Source organism: Pseudomonas sp. Pseusp9 (assembly GCF_059491265.1).
In genome coordinates, this window is record NZ_CP168500.1 from 1,529,080 (window position 1) to 1,548,455 (window position 19,376).

A 19,376-nucleotide genomic window follows, 5' to 3' on the forward strand; every position below is an offset into this window, starting at 1 on the left:
CCATCCTCAGCGGTGGACTACGCCAGGCAGTACGCAGAGCATTTCGTACAGCAGGTTGGCGGCCAGCAGCGAGGTGTTACCCGTGGTGTCGTAAGCGGGCGAGACTTCTACCAGATCGCAACCGACCAGGTCGAGGCCTTGGCAGCCACGAACGATCTCGATTGCCTGAATGGTCGTCAGACCGCCGATTTCCGGGGTGCCGGTGCCAGGCGCCCAGGCCGGGTCGATGCCGTCGATGTCGAAGCTCAGGTAGACAGGACCGCCGCCGACTTTCTCGCGGACTTCAGCCATCAACGGCTCGAGCGATTTGTGCCAGCACTCTTCGGCCTGAACCACACGGAAGCCCTGGTTGCGGCTCCAGTTGAAGTCGTCAGCGGTGTAGCCCTGGGCGCGCAGGCCAATCTGCACGACACGGTCCGGATCCAGAAGGCCTTCTTCAACGGCGCGACGGAAGGTTGTGCCGTGGGCGATTTTCTCGCCGAACATGTGATCGTTCACATCGGCGTGAGCGTCGATGTGCACCAGGCCGACCTTGCCGTGCTTTTTATGGATGGCACGCAGGATCGGCAGGGTGATGGTGTGGTCGCCACCCAGGGTCAGGGGGATCACGTTGTGTTCGAGGATGTCGTCGTAGGCTTCTTCGATGATGCGAACGGCGTCCAGCAGGTTGAAGGTGTTGATCGCCACGTCGCCGATGTCGGCAACCGACAGCGAGTCGAACGGTGCGGCACCGGTGGCCATGTTGTACGGGCGGATCATCACCGATTCGGTGCGGATGTCGCGAGGCCCGAAACGGGTGCCAGGGCGCAGGGAGGTACCGATGTCCAGCGGCACGCCGACGAAGGCAGCGTCCAGGCCGGCAGCAGTTTCCAGGTGGGGAAGTCGCATCATGGTGGCGATGCCGCCGAAGCGCGGCATTTCGTTACCGCCCAGTGGTTGGTGAAGAATCTTGTCCACGGGTAGGGCCTCATCGTCGTTGTTTTATTTATTGGGTTGCGCCGTTCACGGGAGTACGGGCGCACCTTGTGGCGCCGATTCTGCGAAATGTAGTGGCCGGGAAGAATCGCTACGGGCAAATACTTAGTTCAGATTTTTCTAAACTAATGGCTGGGACAGCGATAGACTTCACGCCATGCGCAAAACCCGATGCCAGGAACAAACCTTGTGGGAGCGAGCCTGCTCGCGATAGCGGTGGCTCAGTCAACATTGAGGTTGGCTGTAGGCCCTCATCGCGAGCAGGCTCGCTCCCACAAAGATCTTCATCGACTTGTGCATTGTGCGTCACCCTGCAATCGGAGCCCGTCATGGCCAACGCTTTACCCGACCTGAAACTATTGCGCATCTTCGTCAGCGTGGTGCGACACCAGGGCTTCGCCAACGCGCAGCAGGAGCTCAATCTCTCGACGTCGGCCATCAGCACCTACATGAGCCAGCTCGAAGCGGCCTTAGGCCTGGTGCTCTGCCATCGCGGTCGTGGCGGTTTCAGCCTGACCAGCAAGGGCGAACTGTTCCATCAGGAAACCCTGCGTCTGTTGGGCGAGCTCGAAGGCTTCGAGCAATACGCTGCGGCCCTCAAGGGTGAGTTGCGCGGGACCTTGAACCTTGGGGTCATCGACTCCACTGTCAGCGACAAGGCCCTGCCGTTTGCCGAAGCCATCGGTGCCTACAGCCAGGAACACCCGGCCGTGCACTTGCACCTGTCGGTGATGAGCCCCTACGAATTGCAGCTCGGCGTGCAAGACAATCGCCTCGACCTGGCCATCGGCGCGTTTTCCACGCGCATGAGTGGCCTGGTGTACATGCCGCTGTACCGTGAACAGCACTGGTTGTATTGCAGCACGCGGCATCCGCTGTTCAACGAGCGGCGCATTCCCGAACAAGTCATCACCCAGCAGCGCATGGTCGGTCGCGGCTACTGGAGCCAGGCCGAACTGGCACGTCACGGCTTCAAGCACAGTGCCGCGACCGTGGAAAGTATGGAGGCCCAGTTGATTCTGGTGCTGTCCGGCGCCTACATCGGCTACCTGCCGGAGCACTACGCCCAGGCCTGGGCTGACAAGGGGGACTTGCGGGTGTTGCTGCCGGCGACCTTCGGTTATCAGGCGCCGTTCTCGATGATCGTGCGTCGGGGCCGTAGTCGCGAGCCGCTGATCCAGACGTTCCGCGACTTGCTTAAAGCCCAACTGAATCAGGCCTGAGAAGATGTCCAGAATCCAATGCCCGCGGTGTCTGCGCCCACAGAGCCATTGCCTGTGCCCATTGATCCCGAGCCTCGACAGCCGCACCCGCGTGTTGCTATTGCAGCATCCGAGCGAAGTGAACCATGCACTGAATACGGCGCGGTTGGCGGCGTTTGGCCTGAACAATGCCGAGTTGGTCGTGGGGGAAGTGTTCGAGGATCTACCGACCTTGTTGAGCCGGCCGGGGTATCGGGCGCGCCTGTTGTTTCCCGGCGAAGAGGCGCAACCGATGCAGGCCTGTGCCGCGACAGACGAACCGCTGCTGCTGGTGGTCCCGGACGGCACCTGGCGCAAGGCGCGCAAGATGCTGCACCTCAACCCGTTGTTGGCGGCGTTGCCGAGGGTGACGCTGGCTGATGGCGGTGTGTCCCGTTATCGGCTGCGCAAGGCGCCGGGACCGGGAGCGTTGTCGACGGTGGAGGCGATTGTGCAGGCGCTTGAAACCCTTGAGGCACCGACTTCCTTTGCACCATTGCTCAGGCCGTTCGAAGCGTTGATCGAGGGGCAGATTGCGGCGATGGGGGAGGAGGTTTTTCAGCGTAACCATGGGCCGAAATAGTCGGTGTTTTTGATTGCGTCTTCGCGAGCAGGCTCGCTCCCACATTCGACCGGGGTCCTTCAGGAAAAAACGATCAACTGTGGGAGCGAGCCTGCTCGCGAAAGCGGTGGAACAATCACAAGAGATCTTGAGCAGTCACTACCTTTCTCGCATCGCCTCGGTCCGCGCTTTCAACACCGGCTTAAGCAAGTAATCGAGCACCGTTTTCTCCCCGGTAATAATGTCTACCGTCGCCACCATCCCCGGGATGATCAGCAGCGGTTTCACGTCCCCGCCCAAATGGTTTTTGTCGGTACGCACCTGAATCAGATAGAAGCTGTTGCCCTTGTCGTCGGTGATGGTGTCGGCGCCGATCAACTCCAGTTTGGCGCTCAGGCCGCCGTAAATGGTGTAGTCATAGGCACTGAACTTGACCATGGCTTTCTGGCCCGGATGCAGGAATGCAACATCCTGTGGCCGCACCTTGGCTTCGATCAGCAGGTTGTCTTCCAGCGGCACGATTTCCACCATGTCACTGCCGGGCTGGACCACGCCACCGATGGTGTTGACCTTCAACACCTTGATGATGCCGTGAACCGGAGAGACCACGGTGGTGCGGGTTACGCGGTCGTCGATGGCGATGCTAGATGCCGTGATTTTCGACAGGTCGGTGCGCTTTTCATTCAGCTCCTTGGCGGCTTCCGAACGGAAGGTCTGCTCCGACTCGTCGATCTTGCTTTTGATTTCGTTGATTGCCGATTCCGCCCGGGGAATCGCCAGGGTGGTGGCGTTCAGTGAGCCGCGAATCTCCACCGCGCTACGTTTGAGGCGCAGAATCTCCACCGGTGATACCGCGCCGGTGCCCACCAGGGGGGTGGACATGTTCATCTCTTGCTGCAACAGCGCCAGGCTTGAACTGAACTGCCCCTGTTTCGAGCGAAACTCCGCAAGTTCCTGGGTTTTTTGCCGAAGTTGCTCGCTCAGGGTGCGCTGCTCGCTGGCCAGTCGGCGTTGTCGCTGCTCGTACAGGGAACGCTCGTCTTCAGCCACTTGCGGAGCCTTGGCGATCACTTCTTCTGACAGCTTGAACGGCCGGCCTTCGGCTTCGGCGGAAAGCCGTTCGACCTGTGCGGTCAAGGCATAACGATCGGCTTCGCTTTCGCCCTTGTTCGACAGGTAGCGGGTGTCATCCAGGCGCAGCAAGGTGTCACCCTTTTCCACCATTTGTCCTTCACGAACGAAAATTTCAGTGACGATGCCGCCCTCCAGGTTCTGGATCACCTGGACCTTGCTCGACGGAATCGCCTTGCCTTCGCCCATGGTCACTTCCTGCAACACGGCGAACCTGGCCCAGACCAGTGCGCTGATCAGCAACGCGGCAGCCAGCCACACGGTTATTCGCGACCAGCGCGGTGAGTCCTGCACCGAGGCGCCGGCGGTTTCCGGCATGAACTCGGTTTCGGCACTTTTGTTGAAACTGTCGAAGTAGCCACGGGATCCTTGATCGGCAGACATGGACGACTCCTAGACGGCCGCAGAGCCGACGCGGCCCTTGCGCAGTGCATCGATGACCGCTTCTTTCGGACCGTCGGCGACGATCCGTCCGTTGTCCAGCACCACCAGGCGATCCACCAGGCTCAGCATCGAGGTGCGGTGGGTCACCAACAGGAGGGTTTTGCCCTGGACCCAGCCGTGGAGTTTTTGCCTCAGGACGTCTTCGCTGCTGTTGTCCATGGCGCTGGTGGGCTCGTCGAGCAGCATGATCGGCGGGTCGAGCAACATGGCCCGGGCCAGCAATACCGCCTGGCGCTGGCCGCCGGACAGCAGTTGCCCACGTTCGCCCACGGGCCGGTCGAAGCCATGCGGGTGTTGCCGGGCCAGTTCGGTGACACCGGTCATTTCCGCCACTTCGAGCATGCGTGAGTCGCTGATATAGCGCGCGCCAAGGGTCAGGTTGTCGCGCAGGCTGCCGGCCAGCAGCGGCAGGTCGTGGGCGACGTAACCGATTTGATGGCGCAGGTCGGCGACGTCCAGTTGCCGCAGGTCCAGGCCATCGAGCAGCAACTGGCCTTCCTCCGGTTCATAGAACCCCATCACCAGCCGTGCCAGGGTGCTTTTGCCTGAGCCACTGCGGCCGATGATGCCGATGCGCTCACCGGGTTTCACACTGAAGCTGACATTGGCCAGGGCGGGAGAGCTCTGGCCGTTGTAGTGGAAGGTCACGCCGACGACATCCAGCGCGCCTTGCAGTTGGGTGCGCTCCAGCGGCCGTTGTTTGGCGTCGCGCTCCTGGGGCAGGCCCATCAGCGCGTCGGTGCTTTTCATGGTCAGTTGCGCTTGCTGGTAGCGGGTGATCAGGCCGGCGATTTGCCCCAGTGGCGCCAATACGCGGCTACCGAGCATGTAGCTGGCCACCAGGGCGCCGACGCTGAGGTTGCCGGCGATGATGCTGTAGACCCCGGCGACGATGGTCGCCATGCCGGACAACTGCTGGATGAACAAGGTGCCGTTGGTGGCCAGGGCCGACAGGTTACGCGCATGGCTGTCGAGGCGGGTGAGGGCGCCGTGGGTGCTTTCCCATTTGTGCTGGCGCTCGCTTTCGGCGCTGCAGGCCTTGAGGGTTTCCAGGCCGCTGAGGGTTTCGATCAGCAACGCCTGGCGTTCGGCGCCCAGGCTGAGGCTTTTCTGTACGGTGTCGCGCAGGCGTACCTGGATCACCATGGCGAAGATGATGGTGACAGGGAACGCCAATATCGGGATCACCACCAGCCAGCCTCCGAGCAGGCCGATCACCAGCAGCATCAACAGGCAAAAGGGCAGGTCGATCAGGCTGGTGAGGGTCACGGCGGTGAGAAATTCCCGCAAGCCCTGGAAGTCATGAATGCTTTGGGCAAAGCCCCCGATGGTCGCCGGTCGCGCTTTCATTGCCATGCCGGTAATGCGTTCAAACAGGGTGGCCGACAGGATCACGTCGGTTTTCTTGCCGGCGGTATCCAGCAAATGCGCGCGCACGACCCGCAACACCAGTTCGAAAGCGGTACCGATCAGTAGACCGATCGCCAGCACCCACAAGGTCGAAGTGGCCTGGTTCGGCACCACGCGGTCGTAGGTCTGCATGACGAACAACGGCACCATCAGTCCCAGCAGGTTGATCAGGAAGCTTGCCAGGATCGCGTCGCTATACAGCCACTTCGACAGCTTCAGCGTATCGCGAAACCAGGCGTGCACCCTGGGCACCAGTGGTGAGCGCAAGTCTTCGAGTTCGTGGCGTGGACGGGCAAACAGCGCCTGGCCACTGTAGTGTTCGGCCAGCTCCTCGGGGCTGAGCCATTGTTCGCCGCCGTCGGCTTCGCTGGGCAGGATCAGCACCTTGCCGTCCTCGCCATAACGGCGCAGGACGGCCGTGCGGCCATTGTTGAGCAACAGCAGCACGGGCAGATTGAGCGCGGAGATGTCTTTGAGTTCACGGCGCAGCAGGCGCGCCTGCAAACCGGCCCGGGCCGCTGCACGGGGCAGCAGGTCCAGGCTCAGGCGTTGGTGTGCCATGGGAAGCCCGGCACTCAGGCTGGCGCGACTGACCGTCGCGCCGTGGAGTTTGCAGAGGATCAACAGACCGTCCAGAAGCGGGTCATCGAAGCTCAGGCGCGGATCGACACCGGTGTTGCCGGATTCCATGCTGGTCATTGAACCCTCCAGTGCACTACTTCATATCAGGCAGGCGCGCTTCGTTTTTTACTTCGCTCTGGGCGATCGCGTCGGCGGGCAGGACGACGCGTTGTTTGCTCAACAGCTGGCCCATGTTCGCCAACACGCGGTACATCGAAAACTCTTCGGTGTAGCGCACTTCGGTGTAGCGACGGTTGGCGTTGTAGAGTTCGTTTTCACTGTCGAGCAGGTCCAGCAGGGTCCGTTGACCGAGGCCGAACTGATCCTGGTAGGCCATGCGTACGCGTTTGCTGGTGTCGGCGTATTCACGGGCGGTCGGGGTTTGTTTCTTGGCATTGACCATCGCGTTCCAGGCCAGGTGAATGTTCTCGTTGAGCTGACGCAGGGCATTGTTACGGATGTCCATGGCCTGGTTGATCTTGTGTGAGTCGGAGGCCAGGCGCGCCTTGTCGCTGCCGCCGCGGAACAGGTTGTAGTTCATCACCACGCCGACCCGCCATTCATTGTCATGGCCTTCATCGCCCTGCACGTTGTTGTTCGCGCCTACTGCCGCCTCGGCGTCCAAGCGTGGATAGAACGGCGACTTGGCGACTTCGTACTGGCTTTCGGCCGATTGCACGTCAGCCTGGGCGGATTTCAGGTAAGGATTGTTTTCCACCATGCTCTGCTGGGCTTCGGGCAGGGAGGCCGGGACTTCGCCGCGAATCGATGGTGGGGTTTCCAGTTCATCGGGTAAACGTCCTACAACGGCATAAAAATTCGACTCGGCGTCAGCCAGATCGACCTGGGCGGTATCGAGGTTGTTTTCCGCCAGTGCCCGGCGAGCCGTGGACTGGTCGGCATCGGCGTTGCTCCCTACGCCGCGCTGGGTGCGCAGGCCGATCTGGTCGTTGACCCGCAAGTGCGCTTGCAGGTTGTTTGTGGCCAGTGTCACCAGTTCGCGGCGCTTGAGTACTTCGAGGTAAACCTCGGTGGTGCGCAGGGCCAGGTCCTGAGCCGTACCCTGAGCGTAATAGGCTCGCGAGTTGACCACGTCTTTGGTGCGTGCGACCTCATTGGAAGTGTTGAACCCGTCAAAGAGCATTTGCCGCAGGCGCAATTCCGACTGGGTGTAGTTGAGGGTTTCGGTGTGGTGATTGCCGAACGCCCGGGTGTTGGTGTTATCGCTGTACGCGCGCCCGTAGGCGGCGTTCAGATCGACCGATGGATAAAAGCCCCCTTTGGCGACCTTCACGTCCTCATCCGCCGACAGACGGCTGTCCACCCGCGATGCCAGCTCCGGGTGGGTCGCGATGGTGCTCTGGATCGCTTCGGTCAACGTCATGGCCTGGGCCTGGGCCGAACAGGCCATGGCCAAAAGAACCGCGCTGCAGAGGGGGGTTAACAGGCGCATGTGCATCTCCCTGATTTCCTATGGTGCTTATCGGTCGCCAAATATTTGACGATATTTATAGGTAAAGTTGTTTCATGTCCTTAACAAAAGAGCTAAGAACATTCTGGAGCGTAGCTAAGAAATTTTTTTCATAACGGCTATGCAAAAAAAAACTTATGCGCTACGCAAAATCCAGCACATTGTTCAACTCGAAAACCCTTGTTTTATGGGCGCTAGGGCGCTTGTCGGGGTTTGAGGAAAATTCCAATCCACTTATCGACATAGAGCGGAGAAGTGTTGGAGGGGAGGGACGCGAGCGATCTTGTGGCGACGGTTTTTTGTCACTTGAGTGATTCAAGATCGCTACGCATTGCTCACAGGCAACGTTGTTGCGCACAGGGATCCGATGCCATTGATTGCAGAGGGTTTTTCCCAAAATCGTAAACAGCGCCGTGAGCGACTGGCTGGGCGAGATCGTTGCCAGGGCCACGGCTTACTCAAGTAAACCGGCAACCTGAACACGATCCGCCAGACAACCCGCTTGAGCCATTAGCACGTTCTTCGCACAAACAAGGTGCCGACAGCGGTTGGCAGCGGAGGAAGTGCACATGGCTACGCTCATCGGTATCGTCAGTAAGGTCATCGGTCAGGTATTCGCGGTCGCGAGCGACGGCACCCGGCGTGCATTGGTCGAGGGGGACCGGCTTTTCGCTGGCGACCAACTGAGCACCGGCGCTGAGGGCGCGGTGGCGGTGCACCTGCAAAATGGCCAGGAGCTGACCCTCGGGCGCGACAGCAACATGCAGATGACACCGCAGCTGCTCGCCAATCAGATTCCCCATGTGGACTCGCATGAAGCGGCGACGCCGAGCGAAGCGCAACTGACAGATGTCGAACAGCTGCAAAAAGCCATTGCGGCTGGCGACGACCCGACCCAAACCGCTGAAGCCACCGCTGCCGGACCTGCCACGACTGCGGGTGTACCGGGCGGCATCCAGGGTAGTGGTCATAGTTTCGTCATGCTCGAAGAGGTGGGCGGGCGAGTCGACCCAACCATTGGCTTCCCCACTGCCGGCTTCAATGGCATTCCCGAACTTCCCGAAGAACGCCTGAACGCTAATCCGGACAACAACGTTGTAGCGGCCGCTGCCCCTGTGGAGGCGCCCGTGACGCCGGAGGCTCCGAACAATCCGGTCAGCCTCGACGGCTTGTCGGTGCGCAATGGCGAGCTGACCGTCAATGAAGCCAACCTTGTCGACGGATCGGCGAGCAACACAAATGCACTGACCCAAAGAAGCACCTTTACCGTCAATGCCCCCGACGGACTGACCAGCCTCAGTATCGGCGGCATCAACGTGGTCAGCGGCGGCGTAGTGGCGGGTTTTCCGCAGTCGATCACCACCCTGTTGGGCAGCACCCTGACCATCACCGGCTTCAACGCCGCCACCGGCGTGGTCAGTTACAGCTATACCCTCAACGGCGCCGAAACCCATGCAAGCGGCGAAGATGCCAATAGTCTCGGCGAACACTTCACCGTGGTGGCCAACGACAGCAATGGCGACACCGTCACCGGTTCGCTGGATATCAACATCGTCGACGACGTGCCCAAAGCGGTCGACGACAGCAATGGCACGGTCTCGGAAAGCCTGCTGACCCTCAACGGCAACGTGCTGAGCAACGACGTGCAGGGCGCGGACCGGGTGACGATCGGCGAAAACAGCGGGCCGATCACCCCCGGCACGTTCACCGGCATGTACGGCACCCTGGTGCTCAATGCCAACGGCACCTACACCTACACGCTCAACCCCGGCAGTGCCGACTTCAAGGCGTTGCACGGCGGTGGCAGTGCGACGGAGTCCTTCACCTATACGCTGACGGATGCCGATGGCGACAGCAGCACCGCCCACCTGGTGTTGCAGATCCACAACAACGACGACCCGGTGACGATTGGCGGTTTGAATGTCCAGGGCGGCGAACTGACCGTCTACGAGAAAAACCTCAGTGACGGCAGCAGCCCCAACGTGCCGGCCCTGACCCAGAACGGCACCTTCACCGTGAGCGCCCTCGACGGCCTGCAAACCCTGACCGTCGGTGGCATCGCCGTGGTCAGCGGCGGCGTGGCCGCCGGCTTCCCGCAATCGGTCACCACGCCGCTGGGCAGCACCCTGACCATCACCGGCTTCAACGCCGCCACCGGCGTGGTCAGCTACAGCTACACCCTCAACGACAACGAAACCCATCCAAGCGCCAACGGTACCAACAGCCTGCCTGAGCAGTTCACCGTGACCGTGGTCGACGACAACGGCACCACCGCCACCGGTTCACTCGACGTCAACATCGTCGACGACGTGCCAAAGGGCATGGACGACAGCAATGGCACGGCCTCGGAAACCCTGCTGACCCTCAACGGCAACGTGCTGAGCAACGACGTGCAGGGCGCCGACCGGGTGACGCTCGGCGAAAACAGCGGGCCGATCACCCCCGGCACGTTCACCGGCATGTACGGCACCCTGGTGCTCAATGCCAACGGCACCTACACCTACACGCTCAACCCCGGCAGTGCCGACTTCAAGGCGTTGCACGGCGGCGGCAGTGCGACGGAGTCCTTCACCTATACGCTGACGGATGCCGATGGCGACAGCAGCACCGCCCACCTCGTGCTGCAGATCCACAACAACGACGACCCGGTGACCCTCAACGGCCTCGACGTGTATGGCGGTGAGCTGACGGTCTACGAAAAAAACCTCGGCGACGGCAGCAGCCCCAACGTGCCAGCCCTGACCCAGAACGGCACCTTCACCGTGAGCGCCCTCGACGGCATCACCACCCTGACCGTCGGCGGCATCGCCGTGGTCAGCGGCGGCGTAGCGGCGGGCTTCCCGCAATCGGTCACCACGCCACTGGGCAGCACCCTGACCATCACCGGCTTCAACGCCGCCACCGGCGTGGTCAGCTACAGCTACACCCTCAACGATAACGAAACCCACCCGACCGCCAACAACGCCAACACTTTGCCTGAGCAGTTCACCGTGACCGTGGTCGACGACAACGGCACCACCGCCACCGGTTCACTCGACGTCAACATCGTCGACGACGTGCCGAAGGGCATGGACGACAGCAATGGCACGGCCTCGGAAACCCTGCTGACCCTCAACGGCAACGTGCTGAGCAACGACGTGCAGGGTGCCGACCGGGTGACGCTCGGCGAAAACAGCGGGCCGATCACCCCCGGCACGTTCACCGGCATGTACGGCACCCTGGTGCTCAATGCCAACGGCACCTACACCTACACGCTGAACCCCGGCAGTGCCGACTTCAAGGCGTTGCACGGCGGCGGCAGTGCGACGGAGTCCTTCACCTATACGCTGACGGATGCCGATGGCGACAGCAGCACCGCCCACCTCGTGCTGCAGATCCACAACAACGACGACCCGGTGACCCTCAACGGCCTCGACGTGTATGGCGGTGAGCTGACGGTCTACGAAAAAAACCTCGGCGACGGCAGCAGCCCCAACGTGCCAGCCCTGACCCAGAACGGCACCTTCACCGTGAGCGCCCTCGACGGCATCACCACCCTGACCGTCGGCGGCATCGCCGTGGTCAGCGGCGGCGTAGCGGCGGGCTTCCCGCAATCGGTCACCACGCCACTGGGCAGCACCCTGACCATCACCGGCTTCAACGCCGCCACCGGCGTGGTCAGCTACAGCTACACCCTCAACGATAACGAAACCCATCCAAGCGCCAACGGTACCAACAGCCTGCCTGAGCAGTTCACCGTGACCGTGGTCGACGACAACGGCACCACCGCCACCGGTTCACTCGACGTCAACATCGTCGACGACGTGCCAAAGGGCATGGACGACAGCAATGGCACGGCCTCGGAAACCCTGCTGACCCTCAACGGCAACGTGCTGAGCAACGACGTGCAGGGCGCCGACCGGGTGACGATCGGCGAAAACAGCGGCCCGATCACCCCCGGCACGTTCACCGGCATGTACGGCACCCTGGTGCTCAATGCCAACGGCACCTACACCTACACGCTCAACCCCGGCAGTGCCGACTTCAAGGCGTTGCACGGCGGTGGCAACGGCACCGAAACCTTCACCTACACCATCACCGATTCGGACGGCGACAGCAGCACCGCCCACCTGCTGCTGCAGATCCACAACAACGACGACCCGGTGACGATTGGCGGTTTGAATGTCCAGGGCGGCGAGTTGACCGTCTATGAGAAAAACCTCAGTGACGGCAGCAGCCCGGACACCCCAGCCCTGACCCAGAACGGCACCTTCACCGTGAGCGCCCTCGACGGCGTCACCACCCTGACCGTCGGCGGCATCGCCGTGGTCAGCGGCGGCGTGGCGGCGGGCTTCCCGCAATCGGTCACCACGCCACTGGGCAGCACCCTGACCATCACCGGCTTCAACGCCGCCACCGGCGTGGTCAGCTACAGCTACACCCTCAACGACAACGAAGCCCATCCAAGCGCCAACGGCACCAACAGCCTGCCTGAGCAGTTCACCGTGACCGTGGTCGACGACAACGGCACCACCGCCACCGGTTCACTCGACGTCAACATCGTCGACGACGTGCCAAAGGGCATGGACGACAGCAATGGCACGGCCTCGGAAAGCCTGCTGACCCTCAACGGCAACGTGCTGAGCAACGACGTGCAGGGCGCCGACCGGGTGACGATCGGCGAAAACAGCGGGCCGATCACCCCTGGCACGTTCACCGGCATGTACGGCACCCTGGTGCTCAATGCCAACGGCACCTACACCTACACGCTCAACCCCGGCAGTGCCGACTTCAAGGCGTTGCACGGCGGCGGCAGTGCGACGGAGTCCTTCACCTATACGCTGACGGATGCCGATGGCGACAGCAGCACGGCCCACCTGCTGCTGCAGATCCACAACAACGACGACCCGGTGACGATTGGCGGTTTGAATGTCCAGGGCGGCGAGTTGACCGTCTACGAGAAAAACCTCAGTGACGGCAGCAGCCCGGACACCCCAGCCCTGACCCAGAACGGCACCTTCACCGTGAGCGCCCTCGACGGCCTGCAAACCCTGACCGTCGGCGGCATCGCCGTGGTCAGCGGCGGCGTGGCCGCCGGCTTCCCGCAATCGGTCACCACGCCACTGGGCAGCACCCTGACCATCACCGGCTTCAACGCCGCCACCGGTGTGGTCAGCTACAGCTACACCCTCAACGACAACGAAGCGCATCCAAGCGCCAACGGCACCAACAGCCTGCCTGAGCAGTTCGCCGTGACCGTGGTCGACGACAACGGCACCACCGCCACCGGTTCACTCGACGTCAACATCGTCGACGACGTGCCAAAGGGCATGGACGACAGCAATGGCACGGCCTCGGAAACCCTGCTGACCCTCAACGGCAACGTGCTGAGCAACGACGTGCAGGGCGCCGACCGGGTGACGATCGGCGAAAACAGCGGCCCGATCACCCCCGGCACGTTCACCGGCATGTACGGCACCCTGGTGCTCAATGCCAACGGCACCTACACCTACACGCTCAACCCCGGCAGTGCCGACTTCAAGGCGTTGCACGGCGGTGGCAACGGCACCGAAACCTTCACCTACACCATCACCGATTCGGACGGCGACAGCAGCACCGCCCACCTGCTGCTGCAGATCCACAACAACGACGACCCGGTGACGATTGGCGGTTTGAATGTCCAGGGCGGCGAGTTGACCGTCTATGAGAAAAACCTCAGTGACGGCAGCAGCCCGGACACCCCAGCCCTGACCCAGAACGGCACCTTCACCGTGAGCGCCCTCGACGGCGTCACCACCCTGACCGTCGGCGGCATCGCCGTGGTCAGCGGCGGCGTGGCGGCGGGCTTCCCGCAATCGGTCACCACGCCACTGGGCAGCACCCTGACCATCACCGGCTTCAACGCCGCCACCGGCGTGGTCAGCTACAGCTACACCCTCAACGACAACGAAGCCCATCCAAGCGCCAACGGCACCAACAGCCTGCCTGAGCAGTTCACCGTGACCGTGGTCGACGACAACGGCACCACCGCCACCGGTTCACTCGACGTCAACATCGTCGACGACGTGCCAAAGGGCATGGACGACAGCAATGGCACGGCCTCGGAAAGCCTGCTGACCCTCAACGGCAACGTGCTGAGCAACGACGTGCAGGGCGCCGACCGGGTGACGATCGGCGAAAACAGCGGGCCGATCACCCCTGGCACGTTCACCGGCATGTACGGCACCCTGGTGCTCAATGCCAACGGCACCTACACCTACACGCTCAACCCCGGCAGTGCCGACTTCAAGGCGTTGCACGGCGGCGGCAGTGCGACGGAGTCCTTCACCTATACGCTGACGGATGCCGATGGCGACAGCAGCACGGCCCACCTGCTGCTGCAGATCCACAACAACGACGACCCGGTGACGATTGGCGGTTTGAATGTCCAGGGCGGCGAGTTGACCGTCTACGAGAAAAACCTCAGTGACGGCAGCAGCCCGGACACCCCAGCCCTGACCCAGAACGGCACCTTCACCGTGAGCGCCCTCGACGGCCTGCAAACCCTGACCGTCGGCGGCATCGCCGTGGTCAGCGGCGGCGTGGCCGCCGGCTTCCCGCAATCGGTCACCACGCCACTGGGCAGCACCCTGACCATCACCGGCTTCAACGCCGCCACCGGTGTGGTCAGCTACAGCTACACCCTCAACGACAACGAAGCGCATCCAAGCGCCAACGGCACCAACAGCCTGCCTGAGCAGTTCGCCGTGACCGTGGTCGACGACAACGGCACCACCGCCACCGGTTCACTCGACGTCAACATCGTCGACGACGTGCCAAAGGGCATGGACGACAGCAATGGCACGGCCTCGGAAACCCTGCTGACCCTCAACGGCAACGTGCTGAGCAACGACGTGCAGGGCGCCGACCGGGTGACGATCGGCGAAAACAGCGGCCCGATCACCCCCGGCACGTTCACCGGCATGTACGGCACCCTGGTGCTCAATGCCAACGGCACCTACACCTACACGCTCAACCCCGGCAGTGCCGACTTCAAGGCGTTGCACGGCGGCGGCAGTGCGACGGAGTCCTTCACCTATACGCTGACGGATGCCGATGGCGACAGCAGCACGGCCCACCTGCTGCTGCAGATCCACAACAACGACGACCCGGTGACGATTGGCGGTTTGAATGTCCAGGGCGGCGAGTTGACCGTCTACGAGAAAAACCTCAGTGACGGCAGCAGCCCGGACACCCCAGCCCTGACCCAGAACGGCACCTTCACCGTGAGCGCCCTCGACGGCCTGCAAACCCTGACCGTCGGCGGCATCGCCGTGGTCAGCGGCGGCGTGGCCGCCGGCTTCCCGCAATCGGTCACCACGCCACTGGGCAGCACCCTGACCATCACCGGCTTCAACGCCGCCACCGGTGTGGTCAGCTACAGCTACACCCTCAACGACAACGAAGCGCATCCAAGCGCCAACGGCACCAACAGCCTGCCTGAGCAGTTCGCCGTGACCGTGGTCGACGACAACGGCACCACCGCCACCGGTTCACTCGACGTCAACATCGTCGACGACGTGCCAAAGGGCATGGACGACAGCAATGGCACGGCCTCGGAAACCCTGCTGACCCTCAACGGCAACGTGCTGAGCAACGACGTGCAGGGCGCCGACCGGGTGACGATCGGCGAAAACAGCGGCCCGATCACCCCCGGCACGTTCACCGGCATGTACGGCACCCTGGTGCTCAATGCCAACGGCACCTACACCTACACGCTCAACCCCGGCAGTGCCGACTTCAAGGCGTTGCACGGCGGCGGCAGTGCGACGGAGTCCTTCACCTATACGCTGACGGATGCCGATGGCGACAGCAGCACGGCCCACCTGCTGCTGCAGATCCACAACAACGACGACCCGGTGACGATTGGCGGTTTGAATGTCCAGGGCGGCGAGTTGACCGTCTACGAGAAAAACCTCAGTGACGGCAGCAGCCCGGACACCCCAGCCCTGACCCAGAACGGCACCTTCACCGTGAGCGCCCTCGACGGCCTGCAAACCCTGACCGTCGGCGGCATCGCCGTGGTCAGCGGCGGCGTGGCCGCCGGCTTCCCGCAATCGGTCACCACGCCACTGGGCAGCACCCTGACCATCACCGGCTTCAACGCCGCCACCGGCGTGGTCAGCTACAGCTACACCCTCAACGACAACGAAACCCATCCAAGCGCCAACGGCGCCAACAGCCTGCCCGAGAACTTCGACGTCGTCGCCACCGATACGGATGGTGACACGATGACCGGGCAGATCAACGTCAACATCATCGATGACCTGCCGAACGCCAAACCTGACTCGTCGTCGGTAGTGGAGGGCGGTACCGTCAACATCAGTGTGCTGGGCAACGACGTCAGCGGTGCCGATGGTCCGGCGACGGTGGTCGGCGTACGCGCCGGCAGCAATACCTCGACCTCGGCGATCGGCGGACTGGGCAACCAGATCAACGGTACCTATGGCTACCTGACCCTCGATGCCAATGGCAACGCGGTGTATCACAGCAATCAGAACTCGGTCGGCGCTGCGGGGGCCACTGATACGTTCACCTACACCGTGCGCGATTCCGATGGCGATGAAAGCACCACCACCATCACCATCGACGTCGCCGACAGCACTATCAAGGCCAACCCCGATAGCGACGTGACGGTCTACGAAAAAGCCCTCGACCTGAGCAAGGACGGGCAGGACCTGGCCGCCGGTACGGTCATCGGCAGCGACCCGGGCAACACTGGCGAAACTGCGTCCGGGACCCTGGTCGGTTCGGTCACGGGTGCCAGCGGTGCGCTCACCTACACTCTGGTCGGAAGCGCCACCGGCACCTATGGGCAGATCCTGCTCAACCCCGATGGCAGCTACACCTACACCCTGACCTCGGCACCGAAAACCTCGCCGAACGCCAACGACGGGCCGAACAGCCTCAGTGAAAGCTTCACCTACAAAGCCACCGATGCGCTGGGCAACAGCAGCACCAGCACCATCGTAGTCAATATTGTCGATGACGTGCCCAAGGCGGTAGCTTCGGATCGCTCGGTGGCGGCGGTGGAGATCGATTCCAACTTGCTGATCGTGCTCGACATCTCCGGCAGCATGGCCGACCCTTCCGGCGTGTTGGACGGGTCGGGCGCGAGCCTGTCGCGCCTGGCCCTGGCCAAGCAGGCCATCAGTGCATTGCTGGATAAATACGACGACCTCGGCGATGTGAAAGTGCAGCTCGTCACCTTCAGCAGCAGCGCCACCGACAGGACTTCGGTGTGGGTCGATGTCGCGACCGCCAAGACATTGCTGGCCGGCCTCACCGCGAATGGCGGCACCAACTACGACGCGGCCGTGGCGACCATGCAGACCGCGTTCAACACCTCGGGCAAACTGACCGGTGCGCAAAACGTCGGTTACTTCTTCTCCGACGGCAAGCCCACCGCCGGCCAGGAAATCGGTACCGCCGACGAAACCGCGCTCAAAGCCTTCCTCGATGCCAACAACATCAAGAACTATGCGATCGGCCTGGGTAGCGGCGTGAGCAACGCCAACCTCGATCCGCTGGCCTACGACGGCATCAGCCACACCAACACCAATGGGGTGGTGGTCACCGACCTCAACCAACTCAACTCGGTGCTGTCTGGCACCGTGGTCGGCGCACCGGTCACCGGTTCGTTGCTGGGTGAGGGCGGTACGTTCGGCGCTGATGGCGGTTTCATCAAATCCATCGTGGTCGACGGCACCACCTACACTTACGATCCAAAAGCCCTCAGCGGCCAGGGTTCGTTGACGGCAAGCGGTGGCACCAACCACGGTACCTTCAACACCGTGGACAACACGGTAAGCATCGCCACCAATAACGGCGGCACGCTGGTGATCAACCTCGACACTGGCGACTACAACTACACCTCGCAGAAAACCACGTCGGTGTTGATCACCGAAAACATCGGATTCACCGTCAGCGACAACGATGGCGACCTCGTCAGCTCGACGCTGACCGTGAAGGTGATCCCCAACGGGCCTCCGGTGGCGATGGACGACCACGTCATCACCAACGTGCTGTCGAGCAACATCGTGGTACCGGGCGAACTCTTGCTGGCCAACGATACCGACCCTAATGGCGACCAACTTTCGGCGACCCCCACCTCGTTCAACACCGGCTGGGTCGTGAAAGGCGCAGACTTTACCGGTACTGGTGCGATCAACTTCGCCAACACCGACAACATCGCTGCCAACCAGAATCTGGCCAACGTGCGCAACGCCTTTGCGGCCAACGCGGCGACCATGACGGCGGCGCTGGTGGTCAGTGGCTATCTTGGCGCAGTGAACAACTCCAATGGCAACAATGAAGACTTCATCACGGTCAAGCTGAACCAGGGTGAGACGCTCAACCTCAATCACAACCTGGATGCCGGGCACATCACGATGGAGTATTCACTCAACGGTGGGGCATTCGTAAGCATCGCCGATGGCGGCCTCATCACCGCAGTCGCGGATGGCACCTACCAGATCCACGTGACCAACATCGCCAACACCAGTGGCGGCAACAAGAATGGGGCGGAAAACTACGAGCTGACCATGACCGTCAACTACGCCGGGGCACACGATGTCACCGCGGACTACCACGGCACCTACACCGCCAACGACAACCATGGCGGCAGCGACTCGGCCAACCTGACCATCAGCTACCAGGATGGCCACACCCTCACCGGCACCAGCGGGGATGACATACTGGTGGCGGGCACGGGCAACAACATCATCAATGCCGGCGACGGCAACGATGTGCTCACCGCCGGCTCCGGCAACAACGAACTGCACGGCGGGGCCGGCAATGATTTGCTCTTCAGCGGCCCGGGCAATGACATCCTCGACGGCGGCACGGGCATCGACACGGCCAGTTACGCCCACGCCACTGCCGGGGTGACGGTCGACCTCAGCCTGCTCGCTGCGCAAAATACCCTCGGCGCGGGCACGGATACCCTGACCGGTATCGAAAACCTGGTCGGGTCGAACTTCAACGACACCCTGACCGGCGACAACAATAACAACGTGATCAACGGCGGCCTGGGCAACGACATCCTCAATGGCGGGGGCGGCGATGATTTGCTGATCGGTGGCCTGGGCAACAACACACTCACCGGCGGGGCGGGGGCTGACACCTTCCAGTGGCTCAAGGGCAACAGTGGCCATGATGTGATCACCGACTTCACGCCCGGCACCGACAAGCTCGACCTGTCGCAACTGCTGCAAGGGGAAAACGGCACCACGGCTTCGCTGGATGACTACCTGCACTTCACCGTCACCGGCAGCGGGGCATCGACGGTGACCAGTATCGACGTCAGCGCCATGGCCGGCGCCGCACCAAACCAGACCATCGACCTGGCTGGCGTCAACCTCGCCAGTCATTACGGTGTAACACCGGGGGCGGGCGGAGTGATCGCGGGCGGGCATGACACGGCGACCATTATCAACGGCATGCTCAGTGATCATTCGTTGAAGGTGGATACCGTCTGATCTGACAACACAACGAAAAAACC

At 62.3% G+C, this 19,376-nt stretch carries 7 protein-coding genes; 3 read left to right on the forward strand and 4 right to left on the reverse strand.

Features of this window, described 5'->3' with window-relative positions:
- Positions 1-6: 6 nt before the first annotated feature.
- Positions 7-957: an agmatinase gene (gene speB / locus ACEN8E_RS06940; RefSeq protein WP_085729068.1), complete on the reverse strand. Its 951-nt coding sequence runs from the start codon at positions 955-957 to the stop codon at positions 7-9.
- Positions 958-1,304: 347 nt separating this feature from the next.
- Here speB and ACEN8E_RS06945 point away from each other — a divergent pair, with 347 nt between their 5' ends.
- Both ACEN8E_RS06945 and ACEN8E_RS06950 read left to right on the forward strand, forming a co-directional pair.
- Positions 1,305-2,198 carry a LysR family transcriptional regulator gene (locus ACEN8E_RS06945; protein WP_007972518.1) on the forward strand — a complete coding sequence of 298 codons (894 nt, stop codon included), beginning with the start codon at positions 1,305-1,307 and terminating at the stop codon, positions 2,196-2,198.
- A 4-nt stretch (positions 2,199-2,202) separates the two neighbouring features.
- Positions 2,203-2,799, forward strand: a complete 597-nt coding sequence (locus ACEN8E_RS06950; RefSeq protein WP_495591971.1) for a tRNA-uridine aminocarboxypropyltransferase — start codon at positions 2,203-2,205, stop codon at positions 2,797-2,799.
- 138 nt (positions 2,800-2,937) lie between these two features.
- Here the strand turns inward: ACEN8E_RS06950 and ACEN8E_RS06955 are convergent, their stop codons facing one another.
- Genes ACEN8E_RS06955 through ACEN8E_RS06965 form a run of 3 tightly spaced genes read right to left on the reverse strand, consistent with a single transcriptional unit; the run spans position 2,938 to position 7,837 of the window.
- On the reverse strand, positions 2,938-4,293 hold the full coding sequence (locus tag ACEN8E_RS06955) for an HlyD family type I secretion periplasmic adaptor subunit (RefSeq protein ID WP_495591972.1): 1,356 nt from the start codon (positions 4,291-4,293) through the stop codon (positions 2,938-2,940).
- 9 nt (positions 4,294-4,302) lie between these two features.
- The gene (locus ACEN8E_RS06960; RefSeq protein ID WP_495591973.1) at positions 4,303-6,462 is read right to left on the reverse strand and encodes a type I secretion system permease/ATPase; all 2,160 of its coding nucleotides are present in this window, start codon (positions 6,460-6,462) and stop codon (positions 4,303-4,305) included.
- A gap of 16 nt (positions 6,463-6,478) precedes the next feature.
- On the reverse strand, positions 6,479-7,837 hold the full coding sequence (locus tag ACEN8E_RS06965; RefSeq protein WP_495591974.1) for a TolC family outer membrane protein: 1,359 nt from the start codon (positions 7,835-7,837) through the stop codon (positions 6,479-6,481).
- Between the two features lie 587 nt (positions 7,838-8,424).
- On the opposite strand from ACEN8E_RS06965, the gene ACEN8E_RS06970 reads away from it, so the two are divergent.
- Entirely contained in the window at positions 8,425-19,353 is a 10,929-nt protein-coding gene (locus ACEN8E_RS06970) for a retention module-containing protein (protein ID WP_495591975.1), read from the forward strand.
- The last annotated feature ends 23 nt before the right edge of the window (positions 19,354-19,376 follow it).

What these genes read in the sequence shown, in the direction of transcription:
- ACEN8E_RS06945 (WP_007972518.1), top strand. Translation starts at nt 1,305, where the DNA reads ATGGCCAACGCTTTACCCGACCTGAAACTATTGCGCATCTTCGTCAGC.
- ACEN8E_RS06950 (WP_495591971.1), top strand. Translation starts at nt 2,203, where the DNA reads ATGTCCAGAATCCAATGCCCGCGGTGTCTGCGCCCACAGAGCCATTGC.
- ACEN8E_RS06955 (WP_495591972.1), bottom strand. Translation starts at nt 4,293, where the DNA reads ATGTCTGCCGATCAAGGATCCCGTGGCTACTTCGACAGTTTCAACAAA.
- ACEN8E_RS06960 (WP_495591973.1), bottom strand. Translation starts at nt 6,462, where the DNA reads ATGACCAGCATGGAATCCGGCAACACCGGTGTCGATCCGCGCCTGAGC.
- ACEN8E_RS06965 (WP_495591974.1), bottom strand. Translation starts at nt 7,837, where the DNA reads ATGCGCCTGTTAACCCCCCTCTGCAGCGCGGTTCTTTTGGCCATGGCC.
- ACEN8E_RS06970 (WP_495591975.1), top strand. Translation starts at nt 8,425, where the DNA reads ATGGCTACGCTCATCGGTATCGTCAGTAAGGTCATCGGTCAGGTATTC.